The sequence below is a fragment of the Mesorhizobium sp. CA14 genome, assembly GCF_020165195.1.
GTDB lineage: Bacteria > Pseudomonadota > Alphaproteobacteria > Rhizobiales > Rhizobiaceae > Mesorhizobium.
Genome location: NZ_JAIUHR010000030.1, coordinates 23,151 through 48,027, shown reverse-complemented (window position 1 = coordinate 48,027; position 24,877 = coordinate 23,151). Strand labels below are relative to the sequence as shown.

General features: G+C 62.2%; 29 protein-coding genes and 1 tRNA gene. 16 read left to right on the top strand and 14 right to left on the bottom strand.

The annotated features are described in order from the left end of the window. Positions 1 to 50: 50 nt before the first annotated feature. From LB565_RS24940 to LB565_RS24930, 3 genes are all read left to right on the top strand, one after another. Positions 51 to 1,454, top strand: a complete 1,404-nt coding sequence (locus LB565_RS24940) for a lipopolysaccharide biosynthesis protein (RefSeq protein ID WP_224588602.1) — start codon at positions 51 to 53, stop codon at positions 1,452 to 1,454. Then, on the top strand, positions 1,454 to 2,734 hold the full coding sequence (locus LB565_RS24935; RefSeq protein ID WP_224588601.1) for a GNAT family N-acetyltransferase: 1,281 nt from the start codon (positions 1,454 to 1,456) through the stop codon (positions 2,732 to 2,734). Before LB565_RS24940 ends, LB565_RS24935 begins: the two co-directional genes overlap by 1 nt. A 71-nt stretch (positions 2,735 to 2,805) precedes the next feature. Continuing rightward, complete coding sequence (locus LB565_RS24930) at positions 2,806 to 3,966, top strand: YncE family protein (RefSeq protein WP_224588600.1); 1,161 nt, start codon at positions 2,806 to 2,808, stop codon at positions 3,964 to 3,966. Between the two features lie 726 nt (positions 3,967 to 4,692). Here LB565_RS24930 and LB565_RS24925 read toward each other — a convergent pair. Beyond that, positions 4,693 to 5,208, bottom strand: a complete 516-nt coding sequence (locus LB565_RS24925) for a hypothetical protein (protein WP_224588599.1) — start codon at positions 5,206 to 5,208, stop codon at positions 4,693 to 4,695. Here LB565_RS24925 and LB565_RS24920 point away from each other — a divergent pair. Beyond that, a complete protein-coding gene (locus LB565_RS24920) occupies positions 5,203 to 5,946 on the top strand; it encodes a DUF2971 domain-containing protein (protein ID WP_224588596.1) in 744 nt (247 codons plus the stop codon). The two genes, LB565_RS24925 and LB565_RS24920, sit on opposite strands and share 6 nt — an antisense overlap. Before the next feature lie 17 nt (positions 5,947 to 5,963). On the opposite strand, the gene LB565_RS24915 is transcribed toward LB565_RS24920, so the two are convergent. Then, positions 5,964 to 6,389 (bottom strand): hypothetical protein, encoded by a 426-nt coding sequence (locus tag LB565_RS24915; protein ID WP_224588594.1) that lies wholly within the window; start codon positions 6,387 to 6,389, stop codon positions 5,964 to 5,966. A gap of 234 nt (positions 6,390 to 6,623) precedes the next feature. Next, positions 6,624 to 7,502 (bottom strand): ATP-dependent DNA ligase, encoded by an 879-nt coding sequence (locus LB565_RS24910; protein ID WP_224588592.1) that lies wholly within the window; start codon positions 7,500 to 7,502, stop codon positions 6,624 to 6,626. A 128-nt stretch (positions 7,503 to 7,630) separates the two neighbouring features. On the opposite strand from LB565_RS24910, the gene LB565_RS24905 reads away from it, so the two are divergent. Together LB565_RS24905 and LB565_RS24900 are read left to right on the top strand one after the other, a co-directional pair. After that, entirely contained in the window at positions 7,631 to 7,816 is a 186-nt protein-coding gene (locus LB565_RS24905; RefSeq protein ID WP_224588591.1) for a DUF3606 domain-containing protein, read from the top strand. Next, positions 7,813 to 7,986 (top strand): hypothetical protein, encoded by a 174-nt coding sequence (locus LB565_RS24900; protein ID WP_224588590.1) that lies wholly within the window; start codon positions 7,813 to 7,815, stop codon positions 7,984 to 7,986. Before LB565_RS24905 ends, LB565_RS24900 begins: the two co-directional genes overlap by 4 nt. A 359-nt stretch (positions 7,987 to 8,345) precedes the next feature. Here LB565_RS24900 and LB565_RS24895 read toward each other — a convergent pair whose 3' ends face one another. The 5 genes from LB565_RS24895 to LB565_RS24875 all read right to left on the bottom strand — a co-directional run bounded on the left by LB565_RS24895 (position 8,346) and on the right by LB565_RS24875 (position 13,041). Then, on the bottom strand, positions 8,346 to 9,248 hold the full coding sequence (locus LB565_RS24895; RefSeq protein WP_224588588.1) for a hypothetical protein: 903 nt from the start codon (positions 9,246 to 9,248) through the stop codon (positions 8,346 to 8,348). A 459-nt stretch (positions 9,249 to 9,707) separates the two neighbouring features. Next, positions 9,708 to 10,109 carry a hypothetical protein gene (locus LB565_RS24890; protein WP_224588586.1) on the bottom strand — a complete coding sequence of 134 codons (402 nt, stop codon included), beginning with the start codon at positions 10,107 to 10,109 and terminating at the stop codon, positions 9,708 to 9,710. After that, entirely contained in the window at positions 10,106 to 10,477 is a 372-nt protein-coding gene (locus LB565_RS24885; RefSeq protein ID WP_224588584.1) for a hypothetical protein, read from the bottom strand. Before LB565_RS24885 ends, LB565_RS24890 begins: the two co-directional genes overlap by 4 nt. A 1,136-nt stretch (positions 10,478 to 11,613) precedes the next feature. Then, positions 11,614 to 12,156, bottom strand: a complete 543-nt coding sequence (locus LB565_RS24880) for a hypothetical protein (protein ID WP_224588582.1) — start codon at positions 12,154 to 12,156, stop codon at positions 11,614 to 11,616. Positions 12,157 to 12,378: 222 nt separating this feature from the next. After that, entirely contained in the window at positions 12,379 to 13,041 is a 663-nt protein-coding gene (locus tag LB565_RS24875; RefSeq protein ID WP_224588580.1) for a recombinase family protein, read from the bottom strand. Between the two features lie 342 nt (positions 13,042 to 13,383). Here LB565_RS24875 and LB565_RS24870 point away from each other — a divergent pair, with 342 nt between their 5' ends. The 5 genes from LB565_RS24870 to LB565_RS24850 all read left to right on the top strand — a co-directional run bounded on the left by LB565_RS24870 (position 13,384) and on the right by LB565_RS24850 (position 15,818). Next, a complete protein-coding gene (locus LB565_RS24870; RefSeq protein ID WP_224588579.1) occupies positions 13,384 to 13,881 on the top strand; it encodes a hypothetical protein in 498 nt (165 codons plus the stop codon). Positions 13,882 to 13,945: 64 nt separating this feature from the next. Next, the gene (locus tag LB565_RS24865) at positions 13,946 to 14,182 is read left to right on the top strand and encodes a hypothetical protein (RefSeq protein WP_224588578.1); all 237 of its coding nucleotides are present in this window, start codon (positions 13,946 to 13,948) and stop codon (positions 14,180 to 14,182) included. 194 nt (positions 14,183 to 14,376) lie between these two features. After that, positions 14,377 to 14,739: a hypothetical protein gene (locus tag LB565_RS24860; RefSeq protein ID WP_224588577.1), complete on the top strand. Its 363-nt coding sequence runs from the start codon at positions 14,377 to 14,379 to the stop codon at positions 14,737 to 14,739. Position 14,740: 1 nt separating this feature from the next. Continuing rightward, positions 14,741 to 15,298, top strand: coding sequence for a DUF6680 family protein (locus tag LB565_RS24855; protein WP_224588576.1), 558 nt, complete (start codon positions 14,741 to 14,743; stop codon positions 15,296 to 15,298). A gap of 151 nt (positions 15,299 to 15,449) precedes the next feature. Then, a complete protein-coding gene (locus LB565_RS24850) occupies positions 15,450 to 15,818 on the top strand; it encodes a hypothetical protein (RefSeq protein WP_224588575.1) in 369 nt (122 codons plus the stop codon). A gap of 71 nt (positions 15,819 to 15,889) precedes the next feature. On the opposite strand, the gene LB565_RS24845 is transcribed toward LB565_RS24850, so the two are convergent. Together LB565_RS24845 and LB565_RS24840 are read right to left on the bottom strand one after the other, a co-directional pair. Further along, positions 15,890 to 17,263: a tyrosine-type recombinase/integrase gene (locus tag LB565_RS24845; RefSeq protein ID WP_224588574.1), complete on the bottom strand. Its 1,374-nt coding sequence runs from the start codon at positions 17,261 to 17,263 to the stop codon at positions 15,890 to 15,892. Positions 17,264 to 17,368: 105 nt separating this feature from the next. Next, positions 17,369 to 17,453, bottom strand: a tRNA-Leu gene (locus tag LB565_RS24840). A gap of 337 nt (positions 17,454 to 17,790) precedes the next feature. On the opposite strand from LB565_RS24840, the gene LB565_RS24835 reads away from it, so the two are divergent. Together LB565_RS24835 and LB565_RS24830 are read left to right on the top strand one after the other, a co-directional pair. Further along, the gene (locus LB565_RS24835; RefSeq protein WP_224588573.1) at positions 17,791 to 18,378 is read left to right on the top strand and encodes a YqaA family protein; all 588 of its coding nucleotides are present in this window, start codon (positions 17,791 to 17,793) and stop codon (positions 18,376 to 18,378) included. A 23-nt stretch (positions 18,379 to 18,401) separates the two neighbouring features. After that, the gene (locus LB565_RS24830; protein WP_224588572.1) at positions 18,402 to 18,920 is read left to right on the top strand and encodes a disulfide bond formation protein B; all 519 of its coding nucleotides are present in this window, start codon (positions 18,402 to 18,404) and stop codon (positions 18,918 to 18,920) included. Between the two features lie 410 nt (positions 18,921 to 19,330). Here the strand turns inward: LB565_RS24830 and LB565_RS24825 are convergent, their stop codons facing one another. Both LB565_RS24825 and LB565_RS24820 read right to left on the bottom strand, forming a co-directional pair. Then, on the bottom strand, positions 19,331 to 19,888 hold the full coding sequence (locus LB565_RS24825; protein WP_027167440.1) for an HNH endonuclease: 558 nt from the start codon (positions 19,886 to 19,888) through the stop codon (positions 19,331 to 19,333). 111 nt (positions 19,889 to 19,999) lie between these two features. Continuing rightward, entirely contained in the window at positions 20,000 to 20,659 is a 660-nt protein-coding gene (locus LB565_RS24820; protein WP_224588570.1) for a DNA-3-methyladenine glycosylase family protein, read from the bottom strand. 91 nt (positions 20,660 to 20,750) lie between these two features. Between LB565_RS24820 and gluQRS the strand changes: the two genes are divergently transcribed. After that, positions 20,751 to 21,620: a tRNA glutamyl-Q(34) synthetase GluQRS gene (gene gluQRS, locus LB565_RS24815; protein ID WP_224588568.1), complete on the top strand. Its 870-nt coding sequence runs from the start codon at positions 20,751 to 20,753 to the stop codon at positions 21,618 to 21,620. Positions 21,621 to 21,624: 4 nt separating this feature from the next. On the opposite strand, the gene LB565_RS24810 is transcribed toward gluQRS, so the two are convergent. After that, positions 21,625 to 21,912 carry a hypothetical protein gene (locus LB565_RS24810; RefSeq protein ID WP_224588567.1) on the bottom strand — a complete coding sequence of 96 codons (288 nt, stop codon included), beginning with the start codon at positions 21,910 to 21,912 and terminating at the stop codon, positions 21,625 to 21,627. A 154-nt stretch (positions 21,913 to 22,066) separates the two neighbouring features. On the opposite strand from LB565_RS24810, the gene LB565_RS24805 reads away from it, so the two are divergent. After that, complete coding sequence (locus LB565_RS24805; RefSeq protein WP_224588566.1) at positions 22,067 to 22,957, top strand: DMT family transporter; 891 nt, start codon at positions 22,067 to 22,069, stop codon at positions 22,955 to 22,957. 120 nt (positions 22,958 to 23,077) lie between these two features. Here LB565_RS24805 and LB565_RS24800 read toward each other — a convergent pair whose 3' ends face one another. Beyond that, positions 23,078 to 23,929 (bottom strand): YihY/virulence factor BrkB family protein, encoded by an 852-nt coding sequence (locus tag LB565_RS24800; protein ID WP_224588564.1) that lies wholly within the window; start codon positions 23,927 to 23,929, stop codon positions 23,078 to 23,080. Positions 23,930 to 23,987: 58 nt separating this feature from the next. Between LB565_RS24800 and LB565_RS24795 the strand changes: the two genes are divergently transcribed. After that, positions 23,988 to 24,854, top strand: a complete 867-nt coding sequence (locus LB565_RS24795) for an SDR family oxidoreductase (protein WP_224588562.1) — start codon at positions 23,988 to 23,990, stop codon at positions 24,852 to 24,854. Positions 24,855 to 24,877: the final 23 nt, after the last annotated feature.

Sequence of the window (24,877 nt, the reverse complement as noted above, 5' to 3'; positions counted from 1 at the left end):
TCGGATAGACCGAAACCTTGGAAAGAGGCGGAAAACGGAGAGTATTCGGGGTGCGCTTTTCCGCGGCAACGACTGCCGGGCGGTTCCTGCCGCAGCGCTGGGCGCTGCGCATGAGGCCGTTGCTTGGCCGCATCGATGCCGTTCTGTTCACCGCCGACGAGCGCGGCGAAGCCGGGCGCATGTCGCTGATCGCCTTTTCCATCCGTATCATCAGCGCCTTCATCGCCTTCGTCAGCCAGGTGCTGATGGCACGCTGGATGGGTTCGTTCGAATACGGCATCTCGGTGCTGGTCTGGGTGACGATGGTCATCGTCGGCAATCTCGCCTGCCTCGGCTTCCACACCTCTGTCATCCGTTTCATTCCCGAATATCGCGAGCGCGGCATGTTGGCCGAGCTGCGCGGCATCGTGCAGGCGAGCCGCCTTTTCGTGCTCGTCGCCTCGACGCTGGTGGCCGGCCTTGGCGCGCTTGGCGTCTGGCTCGCCTCGGACTGGATCGAGAACTACTACGTCATCCCCTTCATCCTCGGCGTCATCTGCCTGCCGATGATCGCGCTCGGCGATCTTCTTCAGGGGCTGGCGCGCGCCAATTCCTGGGCGCTGCTGGCGCTGTCGCCCACCTATCTGGTGCGCCCGGTGCTGATCCTGGCGTTCATGGCGCTGATGCTTGGCCTGCACTATGTGCCCGACGCCAAGACCGCGATCTTCGCCTCAATCGCCGCAACCTATGTCACCACGCTCGGCCAGCTGATGGCCGTCACCTCGCGCATGGACAAAAAAATCCCGCCCGGGCCGATGACCGTGCATTTCGGCCAGTGGATCCTCGTCTCGCTGCCGATTTTCCTTGTCGAGGGCTTCTTCTTCCTGCTCACCAATGCCGACGTGCTGATGGTGGGCGCCTATCTCGATCCCAATGATGTCGCCGTCTATTTCGCCACGGTGAAGACGCTGGCGCTGGTGCATTTCGTCTATTTCGCGGTCAAGGCCGGCGTTGCACAGCGTTACGCCCAGTTCACCCATGGCGAGCCACATCGGCTTGCCGCCTTCGCCCGCGAGACCGTCTCCTGGACCTTCTGGCCATCGCTGCTGATGGCGCTCACGGTGCTGGCGCTGGGCGAGCCGATGCTGGTGCTGTTCGGTCCCGAATTTACCGCCGGCTATCCGCTGCTCTTCCTGCTGGTGCTGGGCGTCGTGGCGCGCGCCGCCGTCGGTCCCTGCGAGAGCCTGCTCACTATGAGCGGCAACCAGAACATCTGCGCCGGCGTCTATGCCATGACGCTTGCCCTCAACATCGGCCTCAACGTGATCCTCATTCCGCTGTTCGGCCTCTGGGGCGCGGCAATCGCCACCAGCCTCGCCATGGTCTTCGAGGCCAGCGCGCTCTCCTTCACCGTCTGGCGCAAGCTCGGCATCGTGATGGCGATCTTCGTGCCTGCAAAGAAGGAAATCGCTTGATGGCCGCCGTCCCGTTGCTCGAAGAGACCAGCGGCGGCCCCGCCGGCGCCATGGTCTCCAACCTTGCCGGCCTGGCGCGCGAGGCCGATCCGGCCCATATCGAGCTCTTCGCCAGCAACAGGCCGGAACGCAAGCTGGCCATCTACCCGGCCTCGGCCGGCTTCGACCTTGTCGAGGAGCTCGACTATCTCAGCGCCCGCACGATCGAGCCCAATGTCTTCTTCAACCCGCGCTTCCTGGCGCCGGCCATGCCGCGGCTGGAAGACCGCGAAGTGCGGCTGGCCGTCATCCGCGACGGCGACGAGTACCGCAACCGGCTGCGCCTTCTGGTGCCGTTCTCGGTCGAGAGGCCGGCGATCCCGCTCGGCATTCCGGTGATGCGCACATGGTCGAGCCCGTTCGGCCCGCTCGGCACGCCGCTGGTCGACCGCGACGATCCCATCGGCGTCATCGAGGATTTCTTCTCGATGCTGTCGAGGCCGCATCTCAAGCTGCCCAGGGTCTTCGTGATGCCCGATATGCGCCTCGACGGTCCGGTGGCGAGCCTGCTCACCTCCTTTGCCGACAGCCGCGGCTTGACCATGGTGACCACCGGCAAGGTCGAACGCCCGGTGCTTGAAAGCGACGCCGACGGCGAGGACTACCTCAAGGCCTCGCTGCGCGCGCATCACTATCGCGAATTCCGCCGGCTGAAGCGGCGTCTCGCCGACCTCGGCAAGCTCGAGCACACCGTGGCGCGCGGGCCGGACGAGATCCGCCACGCCATCGAAAGCTTCCTGACGCTGGAAGCGGCCGGCTGGAAGGGCCGCGAGCGCACCGCGATGGCGATCGACCGCTACCGCGCCGCCTTCGCCCGCGAGGCCGTGCACCGGCTGGCCGAGCAGGACATGTGCCGCATCCATCTTTTGACGCTCGACGGCCGCACCATCGCCTGCCTGGTCGTCTTCGTCGAGGCCGGCGTCGCCTACACCTGGAAGACGGCCTATGACGAGACGCTCTCCGCCTACTCGCCGGGCACGCTTTTGATGATCGAGGTGACCAGGCAGCATCTCGACGATCCGAACATCGTCATGACCGATTCCTGCGCGGTTCCGGATCATCCGGTGATGAGCCGCCTTTGGAGCGAGCGCAAGCCGATGGGCACGCTGGTGATCGGGCTGACGCCGGACGCCGACCGGCTGGCCCGTCAGGCCGCCTCGCAACTGCATCTCTATCGCGAGACCCGCAACATGGCGCGCATCCTGCGCAACCGCATGCGGAGCCTGCTGAAAAGACGCTAGATGGGCGGCGAGACACCGGCTATGGCTTGCGGCGGCCGGACCCGGCCGGCCTTCACCACAAAGCACTCCAAATGATCGATATCGTCCTGCGCTTCGCCCGCCTTTGTGCGCCGCTTGTCCTGCTCGCCATGTTTCCGGCTCGAGCCGTGGCCGACACCTGCCCGGAGGATTGCTCCGATCCGGCGCCTCCCGTCGTCAACATCTACGGCCAGACCACGGCCGGCCATCTGAGCCACGCCACGGCCGGCGCGCTGCCGCGCGTCTATGTGCCGAACCGTTCCTCCAATAGCGTCTCGGTGATCGATACCGTCACCTTGAAGGAGGTCGGCCGCTTCCCGGTCGGTAGCAAGCCGCAGCATGTCGTGCCGTCCTGGGACCTCAAGAGGCTGTGGGTCGCCAACAACGGCACTGGCAGGAACGGCAGCCTGACGCCGATCGACCCGACGACGGCCAAGCCCGGCCAGCAGATCCCGGTCGACGACCCCTATAATCTGTATTTCATGCCGGACGGCAGCGCCGCCATCGTCGTCGACGAGGCGATGAAGCAGCTCGATTTCCGCGATCCGCACACAATGGCGTTGAAGTCGAGCCTACCGACGCCGACCTGCCCCGGCATCAACCACGCCGACTTCTCTGTCGACGGCTCCTACGCGATCTTCACCTGCGAATATGGCGACGGCGGCCTGGCCAAGATCGACCTGAAGAACCAGAAGGTGCTCGGCCACCTCGACCTCTCCAAAATGGGCATGCCGCAGGACATCCGCCTCTCGCCCGACGGCAAGGTCTTCTACGTAGCCGACATGATGAATGACGGCGTATTCCTGGTCGATGGCGACAGTTTTCGGGAAATCGGCTTCATCCCGAGCGGCATCGGCACGCATGGCTTCGTCGTCAGCCGCGACGGCAAGCGGCTCTATGTCTCGAACCGCGGCTCGCACAAGATGGAGCAGGGCAAGGCCAAGGGCCCGGGCAGCGTCACGGTGATCGACTTCGCCACCCGTGCGGTGGTCGCGCAATGGCCGATCCCCGGCGGCGGCAGCCCCGACATGGGCAATGTCAGCGCCGACGGCAGGCAGCTCTGGCTGTCGGGTCGCTTCGACAGCGAGGTTTATATGATCGACACCACCAGCGGCGCCGTGACGAAAATCCGCGTCGGCGCCGAGCCGCATGGCCTCACCGTGTGGCCGCAGCCGGGGCGCTACTCGCAGGGGCATACGGGGAATATGCGGTAAGGCGTTCGCGATCGCCTGCATGCGAAGCTCGTTGGGGAAACGGCCTGCCATCCGAAGCTTCGTAAAGGATGGCCTGCCACCCGAAGCTCGTAAAGAATGGCTTGCCGTCCGAAGCTCGCAGAGCGAAGGGTGGTGCCCCTAGCCGGGACAGCTGGGGATTTCTAACCAGCGCTTCCGAGAACACTTTACTCTTGAAATACAAGTAGTTGAGTAGGTCGGCGCCCAAGGCTCCGATTGCTCGGTGTACCTGTTTGGTATCCGCTTGGTGTACCTTCGTCAAGCTAAACGCTCATAGTCGATTTTTTTGGAGCGCAATGCGATGAGGGAACCGTGTTTGCTCCTGGGCAGTTGAATACATTGAGCGACTGGCAATGCCGGTTGCCCCAGAGGACTTTGGCGCAATGCCTTACACCTTGCACAATGCAAAGGTAAGCGATTACTTTGAGGGAATACCATGTTGATTCAGCTAGACGTCGGCCAGATATTGATTCTGGGCGCGGCACTTTATACCGTTTTGTGTGCCATTTGCCATTTGGCTAATAGCTTGCGGCGATGGTGGCAGCGGCGCGTATAAGTGCAAAGGCCGAAGAAGCGCGACGTGGCTTAGACCGTCCGAATTTGCCATACTATCAGTGATGAAGACTTCGGGTCTGGCTACCCAAGCGAGCGGAGGTTGCCGAGAACGGCAGGAGCCCGCCGATGGGGATGACTTCACACCGACCTTGGCTATTCGTCCCGCCAGATCACCCGCTTCTCCCAGCGGATTTCGACGAGGCGCCTGTATCGGATGGTGTGCGCCTGCTCTCCGGTGGGATGAAAGAGCTGGGCGCTCATCCACTCTCGGCTTTTGCATTCCTGGCAGCGCACCTTGTGCCGAACCTCATCAATCGTGACGTTTCCGATCACCTCCCGAAGCTCCGTCGGCTTGTAGTATCGCGTGACGTTGCAGCGAGCGCAGCGGATGCTGGCTACTTGCCCCGCGTCGTGGGCATGGGTCAGCGTCCAGGCGGCACCTCTCGGCCACTTCTCGGGTTGCTCGGGCATAATCTGAAATGAGGAACACATTCCTGTCCGGTCAAGAGGTCGCTTGACACATTCGTTCTTATTTTGTTCACTATCGGCAAAATGGAGAACGGCCCGGCTCGAGGCCGCACCGGCAATTACACGGGCGATGATGCGAACGGGCAAATCCTCGAGTATCCAGTTTTCTTTATGCACCGTGAAGGGCCGGGTGACATGCACAAGGAGTATCGGGCTGAATGGGTGGCAGCGGGCTACGACCAGCGCATGGGAAGCGCAGAGGTGGTTAGGCCTCCAGGCAATGACTTCGTTCGAGCGTACTATCTTACGTCTGCGGAGTACGCGATCAGCAACATCGCCCTTGGAAGAATAAAGGTTTCGCGATTTTCTGACTTAAATGATCCGTTTGAATTGCTCGCATTGAGAGGTAGCAAGCGGCACGTAAGGGACTTTGGCCGGCTCTTGCGCGACGAATACGACAAATCCACGGGCCTCCTATGTTTCAGCAAGAATTGGATATCCCCGCCGTTGTGGAGCCACTATGCCTTGAGGCATAGGGGCATTTGCTTGGGGTTTGATATTTCACGTGCAACCTTGGCAGATGTGGTCTACGCCGAGGAGAGAGTGCTGCCGGACAAGTCGTGGCCGCCACCAGACATGATCTCGCAGGACCTTCGATCAAAACTTGCCACCACCAAGTTTCAGCAATGGGCCTATGAAGCTGAAACTAGGATGATTTTTCCCTTAGACAGCGCACTCCGAGAGGGCGGCCTGTTCTTTAAAGAATTCGCTCCGGACCTATCCCTAGCCGAAGTCATTCTAGGACCGCTTTGCGACATTCCACTTGCGGGCCTTCGATCGCTTGTCGGGGCCGTCCAGCCAAGGGCCGTGGTGTTCAGGTCTCGCCTTGCCTGGAACAGCTTTTCCGTTGTCCCTATGGAGAGCACCGTTAACTGGTGAGGATAGGATCACGTCCACTAAATGCCCTTTGCTTGGGCATAGGTCGATGGCCCTAGCGGGGTGTCGGCGACGCATTTCGTGAACTCGTGCTCTACGCTGGCAATAGCCAGGTCTTTGCCAGCCTCTCGCCCACACCGGCCCTCATGGTTGCGCCAACGCTGGTCAACGGAGTGAAGAAGCCAAGACCAATGCCCTGCGTATCTATGACCCGTCTCAGCCCTTATCTTACCAACCTCTGATCCGAGGAAACTGGCGCAATAGTCGCTGGGGGTGGATGGGTCCGCGACGGCGCGGCTCCAGTCGAGCTGGAAACGCGCTGCAAACCCTCGCACGTAACACGCCGCGTGGACGACGGTGGCACAAATGGCGATGCGCTTGCCGTCATAGTCAAGCACCTCATAACCCTCACCCACATCGCGGATTTTCAAGCGTTCTGCTGTCATGACTTTCTCCATGGCTTTTGAGGCCGCAGACGCCCATGAGCGGGCGGCAAGCCGTTGCTGTTCAAGGAGTGATGTCGGGCAGACCTTGGGTGCTGCTTCTTGGTTCTCTTCGACGTAAGGGCTTACCCGTCGTCGGTTATCACGCGGCTTGTCCAAAAGGTGCCAAGGGCCGGTTCTCTCAAGGCACTTGCAAAGTACTTGCCCCCTATAGGCAGTCAAGAGGCTGTCGCGCCGTCAACCTTCCTCCCGAAAATCCTTCAGCGACGCGTGGCGCAGCTTCTCCTCGCCCTTCAGGAACTTGACCCGCCCAACCAGTCCCGGCTTCAGCCATTCGGCCTTCTCCTTTGCCAAGCCCTTTGGTGGCGGAGCGCCGGCCTTGCCCTGAACACGATCCCATAGGGCCTGCCGCTTGTCGGCTTTGAAGGTGACGAAAGCGCCGCCCATGTAGTGGCCCTTATCAGCCATGAGCACCATAGCCGGTTTGCCGGTCTCGCGCTTGACGCCAATGATGTCCATCTCCGCTTCGACAAAGCACTTGACCTTGCGCCAGTTCATCGTTGAGCCGCTGCGGTAGAGGCTGTCCAGCCGCTTCGAGACGACGCCCTCCAAGCCCGCCTCGCAAGCCAAATGGTAGACAGCATCGCCAGTGCCGGGCAGCGCCTCGCTGAACTGGATATGGCCGCCGGCCGGGATCAGCTCTCGCAGGATTTCCCGCCGGTCTTTAAGCGGCATGTCGCGCAGATCGTGGCTGTTGAGATGCAGAAGATCGAAGGCAACGAGATAGAGGTCTTGCGGGCGTCTTGTGATGGCCGAGCGCAGCGCATGGAAGTTCGAAAGACCGGCCTCGTTGGTGACGATTGTCTCACCTTCGATGATGAAGGTCTCCGCCTCTATCGACCCCGCCTCACTGGCGAGCGGCCGGTACTTGGCCGTCCAGTCGAAGCCGTTCTTGGTGAAGAAGCGGATGCCGTCGGCGTCCTTGATGACCTGGGTCCGGTAGCCGTCAAATTTGACTTCATGGCCCCATTCGCCACCCTTCGGCGGCTGTTCGACCAGCTCCGGCTCCATCGGGCGGATGAATGACAACCGGACCCGGACGGCAGGCTTACGCATTGGAACCCCACGCAACTCGAATTTTATTCAATATCGCACAGCCGGAAGCGTTCCGTTAGCTCATGCTAAAAGAGCGTCGGGAACATTCGTGCGCGGGTGCGGTTTCTTCTCCACCAGGAGGAACAACCATGGCCGACGACACAACCAAGCGAGACTTCCGAGACCGGGAACGAGTGTCTGCGGACGAGGAATATGAGGTCCGCTATTTCGCCAAGCAGCACCGCATCACGCCGGAGCAAGTGCGGGAGTTGATCAGCCAGCACGGCAACGCTCGAAAGACGTTGGAACGCGAGGCAAGGAAACTGCGAGGATGACCAGACTTTCCGACCTCGGACCGCCGATCACGGGCAAGCCTCACGGTGGCGAGCCAGCAAGGGAAATCGACCATTTTTACTTCTGTCGTACCTGCGGCCAGGCAGTCGACAAGCGCGACCTTCGGCAGGTGATCTGGCATGAACAGCGGGAGCATAAGCCGCTAGAATAACGCCCCGGCACATTCGCTGCGCCGGAGCCTCTTTCAATTTCCGCCTGCTATGCGCTTAGGTTGCCGTAGCTGCTGCGGACTTCCGCGGCGTATTTCTCTGCGGAGGTCAGGCGCTTGGCGGCGGGTTGCGGGATGGCAGGGCGGCTTGCGGGCTCAGGAGGCTGCGCCACCGCCGGGACGGGCGCCGGAGCGGCTGGGAAGTAGAGACGCTCATTCGAGCCCGGACGGGTGACCGTCCAGTTGCCCCGCCCGTCGTGAGAGATGCGGTAGAGGTGGGCTACCCGTGCCCTCACGACCCGCGTCTGCCAGTCAAGCAACGCGCGGGGTTGGTGGATCGTTGAAGTCATAGCGACCGAACGTTAGCCCACGCGCACGGTGCCGGCCCGGAGAGCGGCACCGAACGACATGGCCTGCCGGCCGGGAACCTTCACGACCCACTCGCCGCTGTTCTCATTGAACGACAGGGCCTTGCGTTCCTTCGCCGGCATGTCTGCGATGAGCGCCTCGAAGGCACCGGGATCTTGGTACGGAAGTGTTTCCATGCGCCCCAACGCGGTGGTGCCGAAGTGAGCGAGCTTTTCCCGGTCGTTATGAATGGTCGCCATCCTGGCTTCGCGAAGCTCGGCCGGGGAGAGCGTCTCCAGCAACATGTCCACCGATGCCACGCCAGCCGGCAGGGCGTTCAAGACGGAATTGGCCTGGGCCATGAAGCCCTCGACAATCGCGTTGACGGCGTCTTTCGTCACCCCTTGCGGGATGCTGCTTTCAACGTCGCCGGTCTCGGCGGCCTGCCAGATGCCGGTTTCGACAGCTTCGGCCCCAAGGGCACCCGCTAGAGTCTGCATAACGTCTGCGGCGAGGTCCGTTGCGTCGCCGGTCGTGCCTTCAGCGGCCGCGCCCTGGTCGCCTTTCGACTGCTGCTCTGCGCCCTGCTGGTTGCCTGCCGGGGCAGCGGCGGACTGACCCCCGACAGGCTCATTAAAACCCGGAGGGAGCAACCCAGCGGCCTTTGCAGCCGCTATGGTGGTCTCACCGACACCTGGAATGATGACGTTGCCGGGACGGACTTGCCGATCGGCCGCCACGGTGCGGGCGCTTAGGTCTTTCGCGACCTGTCGGCCGTCGCCATAGACATCCACTTGAACCTTGCGGCTGGTCTGGACGGACGGGGCGGCTGCGGGAGTGATGCGAGCCTGTGCGGCTGCGGCCATGTCGTCGGCGGCAGTGTCGGCGCTGGCCTGATAGGAAGAATAGTTAGCCATGGTGGGGTGTGTCTCTCTTGGGTTTATGCGTGGTTGTGGTTGCTGATTTGAAACGAACCGTGGGAGGGCGCTTGCCTCCGCGCGGTAAGTTCTAGCTCTGGAGTGCTCCGAGCCTCTGGAATGCCCTCACCAGACGGAAAAGGGACGTGCTTCTTACGTCTTGGGGCGCCGGTCTCGGTGTCGCTCCAATCCTCTCCGGCCCAAGTCGATAGTTTGCGGTCTCGCTTGAAGACGGGGACGCCGTCGCGGACGACGTGCATCCGGGCGGCAGGGTCGAAGCCTTGGTGAATGAGAAGGCGGGCCAACGGGCCAAGAGGGTCTTTGGGTGCCTTACGGCTGGCAAGGTCGATTGTGTGGCCGCTGTGTCGTGCTCCGTATGAGCCGAACAGCTCGACGGTGATCGGAGTCGCGGCGCGGACGCCGTGAATTTGGGTGGAGATACCTTGCTCCTTTCGAGGGTTAGGGACGGGGGTCGAAGATGTCGTGGGCCGTCTTGTAGGACGGAGGCAGCACCCGCCTTTCCGGCGTGGGGCGGGTGTGGACCACTTGGTGGTCGAAGATGGGCTCGGGGAAGCGCTCTGGCAGATGGGCCAGGGCGTCGTCCACGGTCTGCTGTGTAATGCAGTGGTCGCGGACATAGCCGCTGTGCATGAGGGGCCGCGCCACCTTGGACAAGCCCTCACGGGAGCGGACGATGGAAGCAACGGAGAACCAACGCCCGTGCCCTCCGCCCCGCGCTCGGCGCTTCTGGAGGGACCAGCCGAAGCCCTTGCGGTCTGCAATGACGCGGTAAAGGGGGCCTAAGGTGGCGACGACGGCCTTGTAGTCGTCCGACCACTCACACGTATCTATCAAGCTCATCGTGTCGCGGCCTCCAAATAGTGGTGGCGCTGTCGCTGCTGTGCCGCCATGACGCTGTTGGGGGTCTTGATCGGCTTAAGGCGGAGATTGGTGGACCGAAGGTCGAGCGGGTCGCCGCAGAGGTTTAGGACACGCTCTCCGGGCTTGGCACCCATGATCAGACGGGAGACCACGACCATGTCGCGGGAATGTCCCACGCGAACGGAGAAGTGCATGTCGTTCGTGCGCTTACCTTCCATGACGACGGCCCAAGCCATGTTACGGAGGTGGCCGGGGAGATTGTCGAAGGCCCGCTCCTCCACCTTGGCAAAGAGCATGCGGCCCCGCTTGGGGTCGTTGATGGGGACGAGGACGACGGCCTCACTCACCAATCCTCGGCGGTAGGGTCTGAAGTGATCGTTCGGGATGCGCTGGTAGGTTTTGGGGTGGCCCGGAGTGGGCCTTGAGGGGTTCGTCATTGTGTTTGGTGGTCCAATCTACGGAAGGCAAAAATATCAGGGACGGGTGAGACTACGGGCCGGGAGGAAACAGAGAGGCTCACACAGGCGCATCCTCTGCGGTGGCAGGGCCGGGAACCTCCGCCACCAACGCGCCGGCTACGGGATGCAAAAAAGAGGCGCAGGACGCTGGGGAAACTAATGAGCCATCGATTTCCCGCCGAAGGAACCTCTGGAGACACCCGAAAAGGTCGTCGTCGGCTTAGGTTTGGATGAAGGGTGAAGGGTGGCGTCCTGTGCCTGAAGGGGAAGCCATGGCTGCAACCCGTCAACATCGTCGGGGAGCCTTGGCTGATATGCGGAGAGAGGAGAGAGGGAGCAGTAGCCGTTCAGGCCACGCGCTGAAGCCGATCAGGTTCAACGCCCATACACGTGTATAGGCAACCGGGGGACGGCTGGTTCCTGAATGAGGGGGTAATCAACCGGGAGGGCCTATCCTGGGGTGCGGCCTAATCACGTTAGGTGCAACCGGAGAGCCATTCCTGGGTGGTGTCGTAATCACCCGGCAGGCTCACAGGCCACGCTCATAAGCATGTAATGCGACCGGAGGCCCCTTTCCTAAGTGGAGGGGTAATCAACCGGGAGGGCCTATCCTAGGGCTGGGGGTAATCACCTTACGGCCAACCGGGATTGCCATTCCTGAAGCGTGTCGCAATCACATTGGGAACACGCCACGGGTGCGGCATTCCTAAGGTGTGGAGTAATCACGATATGCACAACCGGGGGCACCCCTTTCCTAAGTGAAGTCGTTATCACCGAAGGCCTCGTTCCTGAAGCAGGGTGTGTACCCGTTAGGAACGCGACGGGGCGGCCATTCCTGGGGTGAGGGGTAATCGACGCCCCACTCCCATAAGCATGTTTAGACCCATGCACGGGGCCGCCATTCCTGAAGCAGGGCGTAATCGACTTCCTGTCTGGTTCGGCCCATACAGACGCGTTCGGGTCCGGCCGGTACAATCTACCCGCCGAACCCTCGAAGCCCCTGAAAGGGCCACACCAGACAGAGATTAGACCCCCCAGCGTCGCCGAACGGGCGGCGCCTCTCGACCCGACAGCTTCCGGAGCACCTCGGCGTACTCCTCCTCCGGGATCATGCGGACCACGTCGGCAAGCTGGCCATCCGCCATAACGACGTACCGAAGTCCGTCCGCCGACGACAGGGACGCCCCAGCCGCCAGCGCCTCTAGCGCCTGGGTGACTGATTCCGCGACCGCCGACAGCCGCCTAACGGCCTCCCGCGTCATGGAGCCGCCCTCTTCGGCGGTCTGGTCAATATTCCGGCCGCCCTTCTGCCGCCTCTCCCGCTCTCGGGACGCCCGCGCCAGCTTGTCATATTCAGACAGGCTCTCCCCGGTCCACCCGAGAGGCTCCAATGTGTATGGCGCGTGAAGCTCCCGGCCGGACGCCACGGCCTTAAGGGCTGTCGTTACGCCGCTTATGGCCCGCGCAAGGTGGCCTACCGCTTCGCTTTCGTGGTCCGAAAGGGGCGGGCCGGCGTGGTCGGAAACAGGCGCTTTGTCGGTTTCGTCGGTGGTGGTGTTCTGTGGCATTGCTGCGGTCCTCGCTTGTTGAATAAGACGGCCAACGGATGCAGAGAGGTTTTCGACGTCGCAAGCAATATAAACGTCCCGTTTCCGGGCCAATACTTGATATTCCCGTTTCCGGGACAAATATTCGTAAGGTCTAAGCGGCCGGTTTATCCGATCCCGGCTGACATCGTCCCGGCAACGGGAGCGTCTGATACAACCCTATTCTTGCCTCTGGACCAACATTCAAGCCGTGACTGCCCGATCGATAACACGCGAAACCTGCTTGGCGGTCCACCGTCCCCCTCTGGAGGTCGCAACGCCAGTCCGGTTGAGGGCCTCCGCGATGGCCGTCAGCGTCTCCCCTCCTGTCCGCATCGGGCCGATAACTGCCATTGCCGGCGCCGCCTCTGCCCGCGCCTTCGCTTGGATGGCGGCATTGCGGGCCATGGTCTTGTCTCGAAGACCCCCGAGCGTCTTCCCCTTGGCCTTTGCTTCCTTCAACGCCGCGACCGTGCGGGCCGAGATAAAGTCCCGCTCCTGCTCTGCCAGCGCGGCGTATATGTGGAGCTGAAACTTGTCCGCGTGGGGCATCTGGGCCACCCGAAGGCGCACCTTGGGGTCTTCCATCAGCGCCGCGATAAAGGCCACCTTGCGGCTCAAGCGGTCGAGCTTCGCCACAAGCAGCTCCGCTCCAGTCTTGCGCACCAACGCCAGCGCCTGTCCCAACTCGGGCCGATCATCCGTCTTCCCGGAGAGCACGTCGCAGAAGTGGCCGAGCACCTCGAAAGGGACCTCGGTGAACCTCTCCAGGAAGATGTCGATGTCTCGCCTCTGCGCGTCCAGCCCGTGGCCCGACTTGCCTTGGTCCTCGGTGGAAACCCGAGTGTAGATGACGTATCGCTTCATTTGTCGAACCCGCCCGTTGTGCCTGACAAGCTCTGTAGAATGGCGCTTGTCTAATGTCAACGTTCGTTGTGCCTGACAAATAACCATGGCTGGAGCAGCGTTAGGACCTGTCCGATGTCCTACACTACCCAACCCTCGGAAGCCGCTCCAGCCGCTGTCCGGGCACCGAAAGAGCGCCCTGGCGGCCGAGCGTGGCCCTCGGGTATTAGCCTGGCGCGGCCCCGGCGGGGGGGTATCGCGCTGCCGCAACTGTCGAATTCTACCCTTCGGATTTTTCCGCCAGATTGAAATTGGCCCTTGTTCATGCTCACTATGCTCCAAACAAGAGGGAGAGGATTTCATATGACGACCGCTGGGGACGAAAAGGAAAGCGAGAACCGGGCTGGTAAATCTGGAGACAGCGATGTTCCGCCGGTTGGACCGGTGAATGACTGGTTTCTCCAGAGTTTGGTCGACATGGTGAATACTGGCGGCTTGACCTTAAAGATTACACTCACTGTGGGCGGCTCTTTAGTTAGCGGCGAACTTACATCTGGAAAGCAGTATTTCGAGGAATTTGGGAAGGCGGTCGCAGATGGATTGCGGGAGAACGCTCCCGATTTGGCGACCCAGCTAGCGGAACTGTACGCAAGTCACGGCGACCTCTACAATTCAGACCCCGAAGACAGCACGCCTAAGACGCCGCCGAATTTCATTCACCTCAAAAACGCACACATATATTTTGGCCCAAGCCAGGGCATCCCAGTCAATGAGGGAGCGTGGTGGGCGCGGCAGGATTTGCGAAGTTCAAGGGTTCCTCATGGGCACCTTAACGGGAGACGAGTGAACGGCCTCCGCTAAGCCCCGTTGGCGAAGCTGGAGCGCACTAGTATTAACGGGGCATCGATCCAGCGGGGTAATGGCAATGCAACATAAAGGTCTCGTGGCGTTCGACGCGGCTGGTAATCGGCAGGGCATCATATGGGTCACGCGCGGCGACTTTGCCGACATGAACGCGGCTGAAGGAGTTGGGAATAGCAGTGCCGGCGGGCGCTACTTTCTAGGTCACATAGACGGGCCGGAATTGCATCTCGTGTCAGAGTATGTCCTTGAAAACCATGCGACCGGCGAGACGTATTCGCTTGTGAAGCCGCAGAGTTGAAGCCTCTTTGACCTGGCTCCAAACCAGCGGCCGAATCCTGCATCCTTCCCGGTGACATCGCGCACAGTCTTCGACAGCGCCCGGTACGTGACACACGCTGGCTCAAAACTTTTTTGGGTAAATCGGCTGGACCCTATTGAAATATTGCGGGCGAAATTCCTACTTCGTTCGCAGATACACTTTGAGGGCGTGGGATGGCTAACTCAAAACGTACCCCTATTGACGGGTTCTATACTGCTTACTTTTCGGGATTGGCAGGAAACTCGATTGGCATATTCGTGTTTAAGGAGGGTCTCGTCGTCGGTGCGGACGCCGGCGGGGGCCGATATGATGGCGAGTACGCCTTGACTGACGATGGCAAGCATATCGAAGCCAAAATCCATTTCACCCCGGCTATGGGCAACCAAACGATTACCGGCATATCTGCCGACGCCGAACCGGGGGGCGTAGAGGTTCCGCTACGGCTCCCTGTCGAATTCAATCGCACGGACGTACACCGGATCGAGACGCCCATCGGGCCAATCAACGCTAAGTTTGACAAAATCAGGAGCGCTTAACGTGGACGCCGTTGTGTTCCTTGGATTGCGGTGGATAGACATAGCGACAATAGCCGCAATTATTTTAGGGCCAATTCTGGCTGTAGCGATTGACCGATTTCAGCAACGCTGGACCGACAGGAAGCGGCGCCGGTTGAAGGTTTTCCAGGACCTAATGGGAACACGGAGGGCGAGGCTCGATCCGGTTCACGTCGCAGCCCTCAACCTTGTGGATCTTGAATTCTATGGCGTCGAGAATGTCATGGCGCCCTTCAGAGACTATCTCGCCCATCTATCGGCGCCCTTACCGATGCCGGAGGGACAGGATCGGCACTCTGATCAACGAGAAGACCTATTTGTCTCAATGCTACACGCCATGGGGCGGGAGTTGGGTTACAAATATGACAAGCACGATTTGGCCAAGCTGTCCTATGGGCCGAACGGGTGGAATAACGATCAGAACATGCAGCGCCACAATATGACGCTCTTGAATGAGTTGCTCCAAGGTGTTCGGGCGTTGCCAGTCACCCCGATGCAGCCGCCGTCGCAGAACCCGTTTCCCCCGGTTCCCACAAAATGACGGATGAGAGCGACGACCTACCCAACACGTACTTCGAGGCCTTTTGAAGCACCGAGAAGCCATGGTGGAGCTTCGGTCGGACCAACTGGCCACTTTGGACAAGTCGCTTCTAAGCATATCGAGCGGAGCTCTCGGCATATCGATTGTCTTCATGGACAAGATCGGGGGAGGCGCAGCCGTCAGCCACTTCCTGCTCGCTTCCTGGCTTTGTTTCGGCGCTGCCATATCGGCGAATATCATCTCCTACTTTACGGGGGGAGAAGATGCGCAGCGAGAAATCAAGAAAATAGACAAGTGCCTCATCACTGCGACGGCGTATGAAAATGGTGGAAATCCATTCAGGGGGACAACTCGGGCTCTCAATATCGCCGCGCTTGTGCTATTTCTGCTCGGCGTTTCTTTCTTGACGCTTCACGCCTACACGAGCACGAGAAATATCCCCAATGGCACAGCCACCCCGTCCGCCAAGCCCCTTTCAAAAGGGAACCCCCAGCCCAACGCCAGCCCCAGCAGTCCCTAGGGGCGGGGTGGGCGGCGGCAAACCATCATCTCCCCCGCCTCCACCACCAACTCGGCCGACAAAGAAGTAAGCTACTCGGTCGCGGCCTTCCTCATTGCTTCCATCGCCACCCTAAGCCGCGCCTCGTCACTCCCGTAGGTCTCCCCAACGCCCCCGCTTGCGTGCCCGAGGATCATGTCTTGGGTCGCCTTCGGCACCCCTCCCACCCGGAGGCGGTCCTTCATGTTGTGCCGAAGGGAATGCACCGCCGCCTTGCGATCTTTGACGACAGCCCGAACATGCTTCATGAGAGCACCAGATGCGCTCGTGGGGCCGGTAGCCCCGCCGTAGCGAGGAAACAGCAACGCGCCCTCCCCGGCCGTCTTCAGCGCGGCCTTTGCCGCCTCCAGCGCCTCGCCCACCAAAGGCACCTTTCGGCGCGAGGAGTGGGTCTTAATACGTCGCCCTTCGTGCCACTGGACGCTGATATGGGGAAGCTCTCCGTCCACTACTACGTCAACGGTCCGGGCACCCGTGACCTCCGCAAGGCGACACCCAGTCCCCTCTAGGATGCGCCAGAGGTGCTTAAGGTCATCGGTGCGGGACAGCGTGTCAATCCGCGTACGAATGGCGGCAAGCTCCGCCTGAGTAAGCGAACGCCGCTTGTCCTTGGCCGTCTCGCTGTCATCCGCGCTTCCGACTTCCAGCCCAGTGAACGGGTTAGCGATGCGGCCGAGGTCCATTTCTTTGAGGGCGTGATTGATGATCGCCCTGATGTCGTTCAAATACCGCTCGACCGTGGACGGGCTGTTGACGACGCGAAGCATGTGGTCGAGCACGGTACGGGCGTCTGCCCGGCGCAGCTCTGTAAGGTCGGGGTTCTTGCCGAGGGCCTCGATGACGTGACCGACGACACGCTCTGCCCGCTGCTCGTCTTTCTTCCGCGCCAGGTCGCCGCCCCTAGAGCGCTTTGCTCGGTCTGCTAGGTAAAGCCTCTTGGCGTCCTCCAGCGTCGGGAGCGGCGACTTTCCCAGCCCTGAATGGAGCGCCGAGATTAGGGCCGTCTCCACCGGCGCAACATCCAAGGGATAGCCCGTCTGCGGGTCCGTCGGCCTCCCGGCAACCAAGCTCTCGGCCACGGCGGAGCGTTGGAACCACTCGGCCTCACTGGCAGGTGCCTCCGGATCAAATCCCAGCGCCCTCACGGCGTCACGTGTTTTGAAAAAACGGTCCAAGGGTGTTTCGATGCGCGGCGGAATCTGACCCCGCGCCTCGGCCAGCCGGAGCTTTGCATCGGCCAAAGTCTGCTCGGCTGCCCCATGCACCCGGCCATACCGCCTGATGGCCTCCTGTTCGCTTCCACCCAGCGGCGCGACCAGTTCGCCCTTACCGAGTATCTCCCGGAGCGGACCGGGAACCTTCCGCCTGTAGCGCCAAATCTCGCCCCGCTTCTGGACGTGCTTCAAAACCAATCTCATTCGATTTGTACCCCTTGGTGTACCTGAATGTGTACCTCGGGGAACGCGGAAGTCCTTGCAACCCTTGGCTTTCAAGGCTTCTCGGGTGGGAAGTGGTGCCCCTAGCCGGGATCGAACCAGCACTCCTTGCGGAACTCGATTTTGAGTCGAGCGCGTCTACCAATTCCGCCATAGGGGCTCAGGCCGGGCGGCCTGGATGGGCGCGGACTATACGGGCGGATGGGTGTTCGTCAACTGGCCTGTTGCGGATTTGCCCGCGCGGCCAGTGGCATTGCCCATCCTTCGGCCATCGTGGCGACGCAGGACATTGTGCGGCGCGGAAAATCTTTCTAGACAGGCGAAGCGTTGAGCGCCTCGCATCCGGAAGCTGGGATGCGGCGCTTTGGGTCCTTGTCTTCCTGCCTGCCGTTGCCCAAAACCGCCAAGCGTCTCGGGTGACATTGATCAGAGCAATTCCAGGAAAAGTGCGCTGCGGTTTTCCGTCCGGAATTGTGTCGACTGCATTAGGAGAGCCGATGCTTCGCGGACTTTACGACTGGACCCTGTCGCTGGCGGCGCGCAAGTCCGCCGAATGGTGGCTGGCCTTCATCGCCTTCGTCGAAAGCTCCGTGTTTTTCATACCGGCCGACGTGCTGTTCCTGCCCATGGCGTTGGCGGCGCCCAAACGCGCCTATCGCTACGCGCTGACGGCTACGGCTGCTTCCGTGCTGGGCGGCATAGCCGGCTGGCTGATCGGCTATTATGCCTACGACACGATAGCACGGCCGATCCTGGAGCATTTCGGCGGCCTTGATACGTTCGAGAGGTGGCAGTCGTCCGGCGCGGGGCTGATGCTGGTGCTGCTCGTCACATCCGGCGCTGCACACATGCCGCCGATCAAGGTCGTCACCATTCTGGCCGGGGCGCTTCACGTCAATCTTTTGGTCTTCGTCGTCTCGGCCATCGTGGCGCGCGGCGCGCGTTTCCTGCTGCTTGCCTGGCTGCTGCGCCGCTATGGCGAGGAGATCAAGGAGTTCATCGAAAAGCGCTTGGGATTGATTGTCGGCGGCGGCGCCGCCGCCCTGATTTTGCTCTATATCCTCGTCAGATACGCCCACGGATAGCAACGCAGCGACGGACCCGATAGATGACCGCGACCATGAATGCCGACACCGGACGCCAGCGCACCCGCGCGGCGCTCTTTCTCGCCATCGCCATGGCCGCGACCGTCGGCTCCGCGCTCGCCTTCCAATACATCGGCGGCTATATCCCCTGCCATCTCTGCCTCGAGCAGCGCACGCCCTACTATATCGGCGTGCCGCTGATGGTGCTGGCGGCGATCGCCTCGATGCTGCGTGCGCCCGCCTGGGCGACGCGCGGGCTGCTTGCGATCGGCGGCCTGTTGATGCTCTACGGCCTCTATCTCGGCGTCTACCATTCGGGCGTCGAATGGGCGTGGTGGCAAGGTCCGGCCGACTGCACCGCCGGGGCCGGCCCGGTCGACACCGGCGGCAAGGGCGTGCTCGACGCGCTCGACAAATTCGTGCCGCCCTCCTGCGACAAGGCGGCGCTTCGCATCCTCGGTCTGTCGCTCGCCGGCTGGAACGCCATCGCCAGCCTCGTCCTCGCCGCCGTCGCCTTCCGCAGCGCGTTGTCTCGCGACTGAGCCAATTGATCGAGAAACGCGACGCAGAGTTCGAGCAAAAATTCGGCAGGCTGACGCGGATGGCGCGGCCGTCGACGTCCGAGCCAGGTCGACCCCCACTCCGTCTCGGCTTCGCCGAGCCACCTCTCCCCCGATCGACGGGGTAGAGGAACGGCGCGAGCCCATCGTAGCCAGCGCTCCTTCAAACAAGCTCCCTTCCTCTCCCTCCGGAGGGGGGAGAGGTGGCGCTGCGAAGCAGCGACGGAGTGGGGGAAGCCCGTCCTTAAACGCGAAGCCATCGAAAAGTAAGGATGAGCGAGCTGGTCCGGTATGGGGGTGTGTCTGATAATCACACGGTCTGGTAGGTCCGTGAGCATCGCAAGCGCAGACAATCGCTCCAGACGGCCAGCCTCCCGAATTCTCGAACGATCTCAAGGTTCGAGTTCGACATCCCAGTAGAGATAATCCATCCAGCTTTCATGCAGATGGTTGGGCGGGAACAGGCGGCCGTTGTTGTGCAGGTCGTGCACCGTCGGCTGATAGGGTTTTTGCAGCGGCCACATCTTGGCCTGGGCCGGCATCATGCCGCCCTTGCGGAGGTTGCAGGGCGAGCAGGCGGCGACGACATTCTCCCAGGTCGTCGCTCCGCCGCGATGGCGCGGGATGACATGGTCGAACGTCAGATCCTCGGGCGTTCCGCAATACTGGCACTGGAAGCGGTCGCGCAGGAAGACGTTGAAGCGGGTGAAGGCGGGATGCCTGGACGGCTTCACATAGGCTTTGAGGCTGACCACGCTCGGCAGCTTCATCGAGAAGGTCGGCGAAGAGACGGCGTGCTCGTATTCGGCGACGATGTTCACCCGGTCGAGGAAGACGGCCTTGATGGCGTCCTGCCACGACCAGAGCGACAGGGGGTAGTAGCTGAGCGGACGGTAGTCCGCGTTCAGCACCAGCGCGGGAAGCCCATCCGGAGATACGGCAACCGTCACGTCCTTCGCCTCCTTGCTTCTAGAACCGAACGGCGCGGATACTGTAAGCCCGACATGACAGGGATGTGAAGCGGATTGTCGTGCGTCGAAATCGCCAAAACCGAATGATTTTCAGGCTTTTTTGGTCATTTCGGCGGAGGGCGCCGCGTCCCTGCCCTTCAGTTCCCGATAATAGGCCCAGAAAAGCCGCGACGCGACACCCCGCCACGGGCTCCATGATTCGGCCAGCCGGATAAGCATTTTCTCCGGCGGACGCGGCTCGATGCCCAGCGCATGACCGACCGCCGTCTGCAGCGCGACATCGCGCGCAGGAAACACATCCGGGTGGCCGGCGGCAAACAAAAGGTAGCATTCGGCCGTCCATGGGCCGATGCCGGGCACGGCCGTCATCGCCGCGATCGCGTCGCCGGCGTCAAGCGTGCACAGGTGATCGAGATCGAGCCCGCCGGCCACCGCTTCGGCGACGGCGAGCAGCCCGCGCTGTTTCGGCCGCGACAGCCCGGCCTCGCGAAACACGTTCTCGCCGGCGGCAAGGATTGCTTGCGGCGTCAGCGGGTCGACGAGCTTCACCAGCCGCCCGAAGATGGCGTCGGCGCTCGCGCGGGAAACTTGCTGCGAAACGATAATGGAAGCGAGGCTTTGAAAGCCAGGTTCCGACAGCCGGAGCGGCACCTCGCCAGCCTTGCCGCGCACGGTCGCCAGCCGCGGATCGATCCGGCAGAGCGCGTCGAGCCCTGCCGCAATGTCGTCGAGCGAGGCGATGCGTTGCACGTTGCTTGTTCCCAGGGCGCCCGCGAAGTGGCAATTGATGGCTAACTAGCAACCGGCGGAAGCGCCTTTCAACCCGAATACCGCCCGAGAGATGACACTCCTGACATTCCGCTTCGCGCCGAGCCCCAATGGCGAATTGCATCTTGGCCATGCCTACTCGGCTCTGCTCAACCAGCGCATGGCGGCGCAGGTTGGCGGGCGCCTGCTGCTGCGCATCGAGGATATCGATGTCCTGCGCTGCACGCCCGAATTCGAGGCCGGCATTTTTCGCGATCTCGAATGGCTGGGGTTGCGCTGGGAAGAACCGGTGCGTCGCCAGTCCGAGCATTTCGCCGAATACAGGGACGTGCTCGAGCGGCTGATCGCCGAGGGACTCGTCTATCCCGCCTTCATGAGCCGGGGCGAGATCCGCGCCTTCATCGCCGAGACCGGCGGCCGCGACTGGCCGCGCGATCCGGACGGCGTGCCGCTCTACCCGCCGCTCGACAGGGCCCTGTCGGCCAGCGAGCGCAAGCGGCGCATCGCGGACAACATGCCCTTCGCCTGGCGGCTCGATGTCGAGGCGGCGATGGCGCGCGTCACGGCCGGCCTGTCATGGGTGGAGTTCACCAATGAGACGATGTCGGCGACGCGAGCGATCGAAGCGCAACCGCGGGCCTGGGGCGACGTCATCGTCGCCCGCCGCGACATCCCGACCAGCTACCATCTCGCCGTCGTCGTCGACGACGCTCTGCAGGGTGTCAGCCACGTCGTGCGCGGCCAGGATCTTTATTCGGCGACAAGCGTGCAGCGTCTGCTGCAGCAACTTCTCGGGCTGCCGCAGCCACGCTATTTCCACCACCGCCTGATCCTCGGTCCGGACGGCAGGAAACTGTCCAAGAGCTTTAAGGACACCGGCCTTGCCTCCCTCCGGGCGGCGGGCATGACGCCGCAGGACGTCAGAAGATTGATCGGCTTTTAGCTGGCTAGAGGCGCGCCATCCCGGCCTTGATCAGCGCCAGCACGCTGATGAAGGCAAAGGCGCCGCCCAGCCCGCAGGCAACCGCCAGCTTGAGATCGCTCAGGCTGATGCCGTGCTTGTTGGCTATCACCATCGCGACGAAAAAGCCGAAGATGAACAGCAGTGTGTTGCCGGTCGGGCCGAAGCCGCTCTCCTTCATGATCGCGTCGAGCGCAGTGCCGAAGAAGAAGCCGAAGGCGGCGATGATCGCGAAGGCGAACAAGAGCCAGGTCGTGTCCAGATGCAAAAACATGCCTCACCATGGCGCGGCGACGCGCCATGCCCCTCTTGGCACGGTTTGATGAATTCAATTTAGCTTATGGATCAACCGTTTCGTTTTGCTTGCGCGATTGAACAGCATTAGAGCAATTGCCGTCATCAACCGTTCACCCCGGCAGCCTCCCCCCATGCAGAGCATCAAGCGGTTCATTCCCGCCTCCTTCGTCGTTCTGTGGGCGACTGGCTTCATCGGCGCGCGCTATGCCATGCCTTGGGCGGAACCCTTCACCTTCCTTGCCATCCGCTTCGTGATCGCGGCGATCCTGTTTGCCAGCCTCACCATTCTGCTCGGCTCGCGCAAGGCAACGCGCGATGAGGCGCTGCACGCCACGGTGGCCGGCGTCCTCATGCACGGCGTCTATCTCGGCGCCGTCTTCTGGGCGATCCACAGGGGCATGCCGGCCGGGTTTTCGGCTCTGATCGTCGGCCTGCAGCCGCTGATCACCGCCGTGCTTGCCGGAAAATTCCTGGGCGAAGCGATCCTGCCGCGCCATTGGGCAGGCCTTGCCGTCGGCCTGCTCGGCGTCGTCATAGTGCTCTGGCCGAAGCTCGGCATGCTGGGCGGCGGCGTCACGCCGGCGACGCTGACCGCCTCGCTCGTCTCGGTGCTCGGCATGAGCGCCGGCACCATCTGGCAGAAGCGCTATGCCTCCGGCGGCGATCTGGTGTCGGCGACGATGTGGCAATATGTCGGCGGCTCCGTCGTGATGATCCTGGGCTCGCTCGCCTTCGAGACGCGCGCCGTCACCGTCAATGGCGAGCTGATCTTCGCCATGGCCTGGCTGGTCCTGGTGCTGTCGGTCGGCGCCATATTCCTGTTGATGGTGATGATCAGGGACGGCGAGATGTCGAAGGTCGCCTCGCTGTTCTACCTGGTGCCGGCCGTAACCGCGGTCATCGCCTGGGTGCTTTTCAACGAGCAGCTCAACCTGCTGCAGATAGCCGGCATGGCGATCGCCACGCTCGGCGTGGCCCTGGCGACGGCGCGGCAGGCGAGGAAAGGGGAACTGGGGAATTGAAGAACTGGGGAACTGAGGAACTGGAGAACTAAAGAAGAGCCACAGCGCCGGCTGTTGCCTGCTTTTTTCTTCAATTCCTCAGTTCTTCAGTTCTCCAGTTCCTCAGTTCCCGGCGCCAACTCAGCCGACCCGCGCTCGGGCTTCGAGATAGCGGCTGATCGCGGCGTTGAGTTCGCCGCCTAGGATGAAGATCGCCGAGATGATGTAGAGGAAGACGACCGCGATCATGATCGAGGCGAGCCCGGCATAGGTCGTCACATAGGACGAGAAATGGTCGAGATAGGTGGCGAAGATCGTCGACCCGACCAGCCAGGCGACCAGCGTGAAGACGATGCCGGGTATGATCGAGACGAAGCGCCGCTTGCCGGCCGGGAGCCAGATATGCACCGAGAACAGCCCGATGACGATGACCGTCGAGGCGATCACGTAACGCCAGATGGTGATCGTGCCCATATAGGGCTTGATCCACTCCAGATGCGCCTCCGCCAGCCGTGCGAGCAGCGGCGCGAACACCAGAAGCACGCTGATGGCGAGAAAGCAGGCGGTGGCGATCAAGACGAAGATGATGCTTTGCACCCGGCGGTGGATGATGCCGCGCGTTTCGGTGACCCGATAGGCACGGTTGAGCGAGGTGCGCAGGGCTTCGATGCCGTTGGAAGCGAAATAGGCCGCAAGCAGCACGCCATAGGTCAGAAGGTCGGTACGGCGCACCGTGAGCACGTTCTGCACCTCATGGGCGATCGGCTTGGCGATCTGCTCCGGCCATGTGTCGAAGACCAGATGCACGGCCGTGTCGGCGAAGGCGCGCGCGCCGAGGAAGCTGGCAAGCGTGGTGGCGAAGATCAGGAACGGAAACAGCGCCATCAGCGAGGTTATCGCCAGATGGCTGGCCATCGCCCAGCCGTCATCGGTGGTGAAATGGCCTATTGCATCGTAGAGCACGCGCTTGAGGGCGACGATATTCCGCAGCAAGGGCCCGCGCTCCGCTCGATTGTGTCAACGCCGCGAATATGGGAAGTGATTGCGGCAAATGGCAACCCCAGGTCCCACAATGCGCCTCGCCGCCGAAGAGTTGCGCACCGTCATCGTCACCGGCGCCTCCTCCGGCATCGGCGCCTATTGCGCGCGGGCGTTGAAAGCCGAAGGCTGGCGGGTGTTCGCCACGGCGCGCAAGCCGGCCGACATCGCAACCCTCGAGGCCGACGGCCTGGAGGTTTTCTACCTCGACTACCGTGAGCCCGAATCCATCGCGGCATTGGTCGATGCGGTGCTGGAGCGCACCGGCGGCACGCTTGACGCGCTCTTCAACAACGGCGCCTACGCCCAGCCTGGCGCCGTCGAGGACCTGTCGGTCGCAGCACTGCGCGAGCAGTTCGAGGCCAATTTCTTCGGCTGGCACGACCTCACCCGGCGGATCGTGCCGGTCATGCGCCGCCAGGGGCACGGCCGGCTCGTCCACTGCTCCTCGATCCTCGGACTGGCGCCGGTCCGCTTCAGAGGCGCCTATTCGGCCTCCAAGCACGCCATCGAAGGCCTGATGCTCTGCATGCGCCAGGAACTCGAAGGCAGCGGCATCCACCTATCCCTGATCGAACCGGGACCGGTGACGTCGAAGATCGCCAGCAACGGCCTTACCTGGTTCCTGAAAAACATCGACATCGAAAATTCCGTCCACCGCGCCGACTATCAGGCGCAGCTTGCGCGGCTTCAGGCCGGCGGCAGCGTGTCGAAGCTGAAGCCCGGGCCGGAGATCGTGCACAGGGCTCTGCGCCACGCGCTTCTGTCACAGCGCCCGCGCCCGCACTATGTGGTAACGCTGCCGGCCAGGATCGGCGCGGCACTGAAACGCATCCTGCCGGCATCCCTGCTCTATCGCGTGCTCGCCAGGCGCGCCTGACCGAACCTGAACCGGAGCCAGCC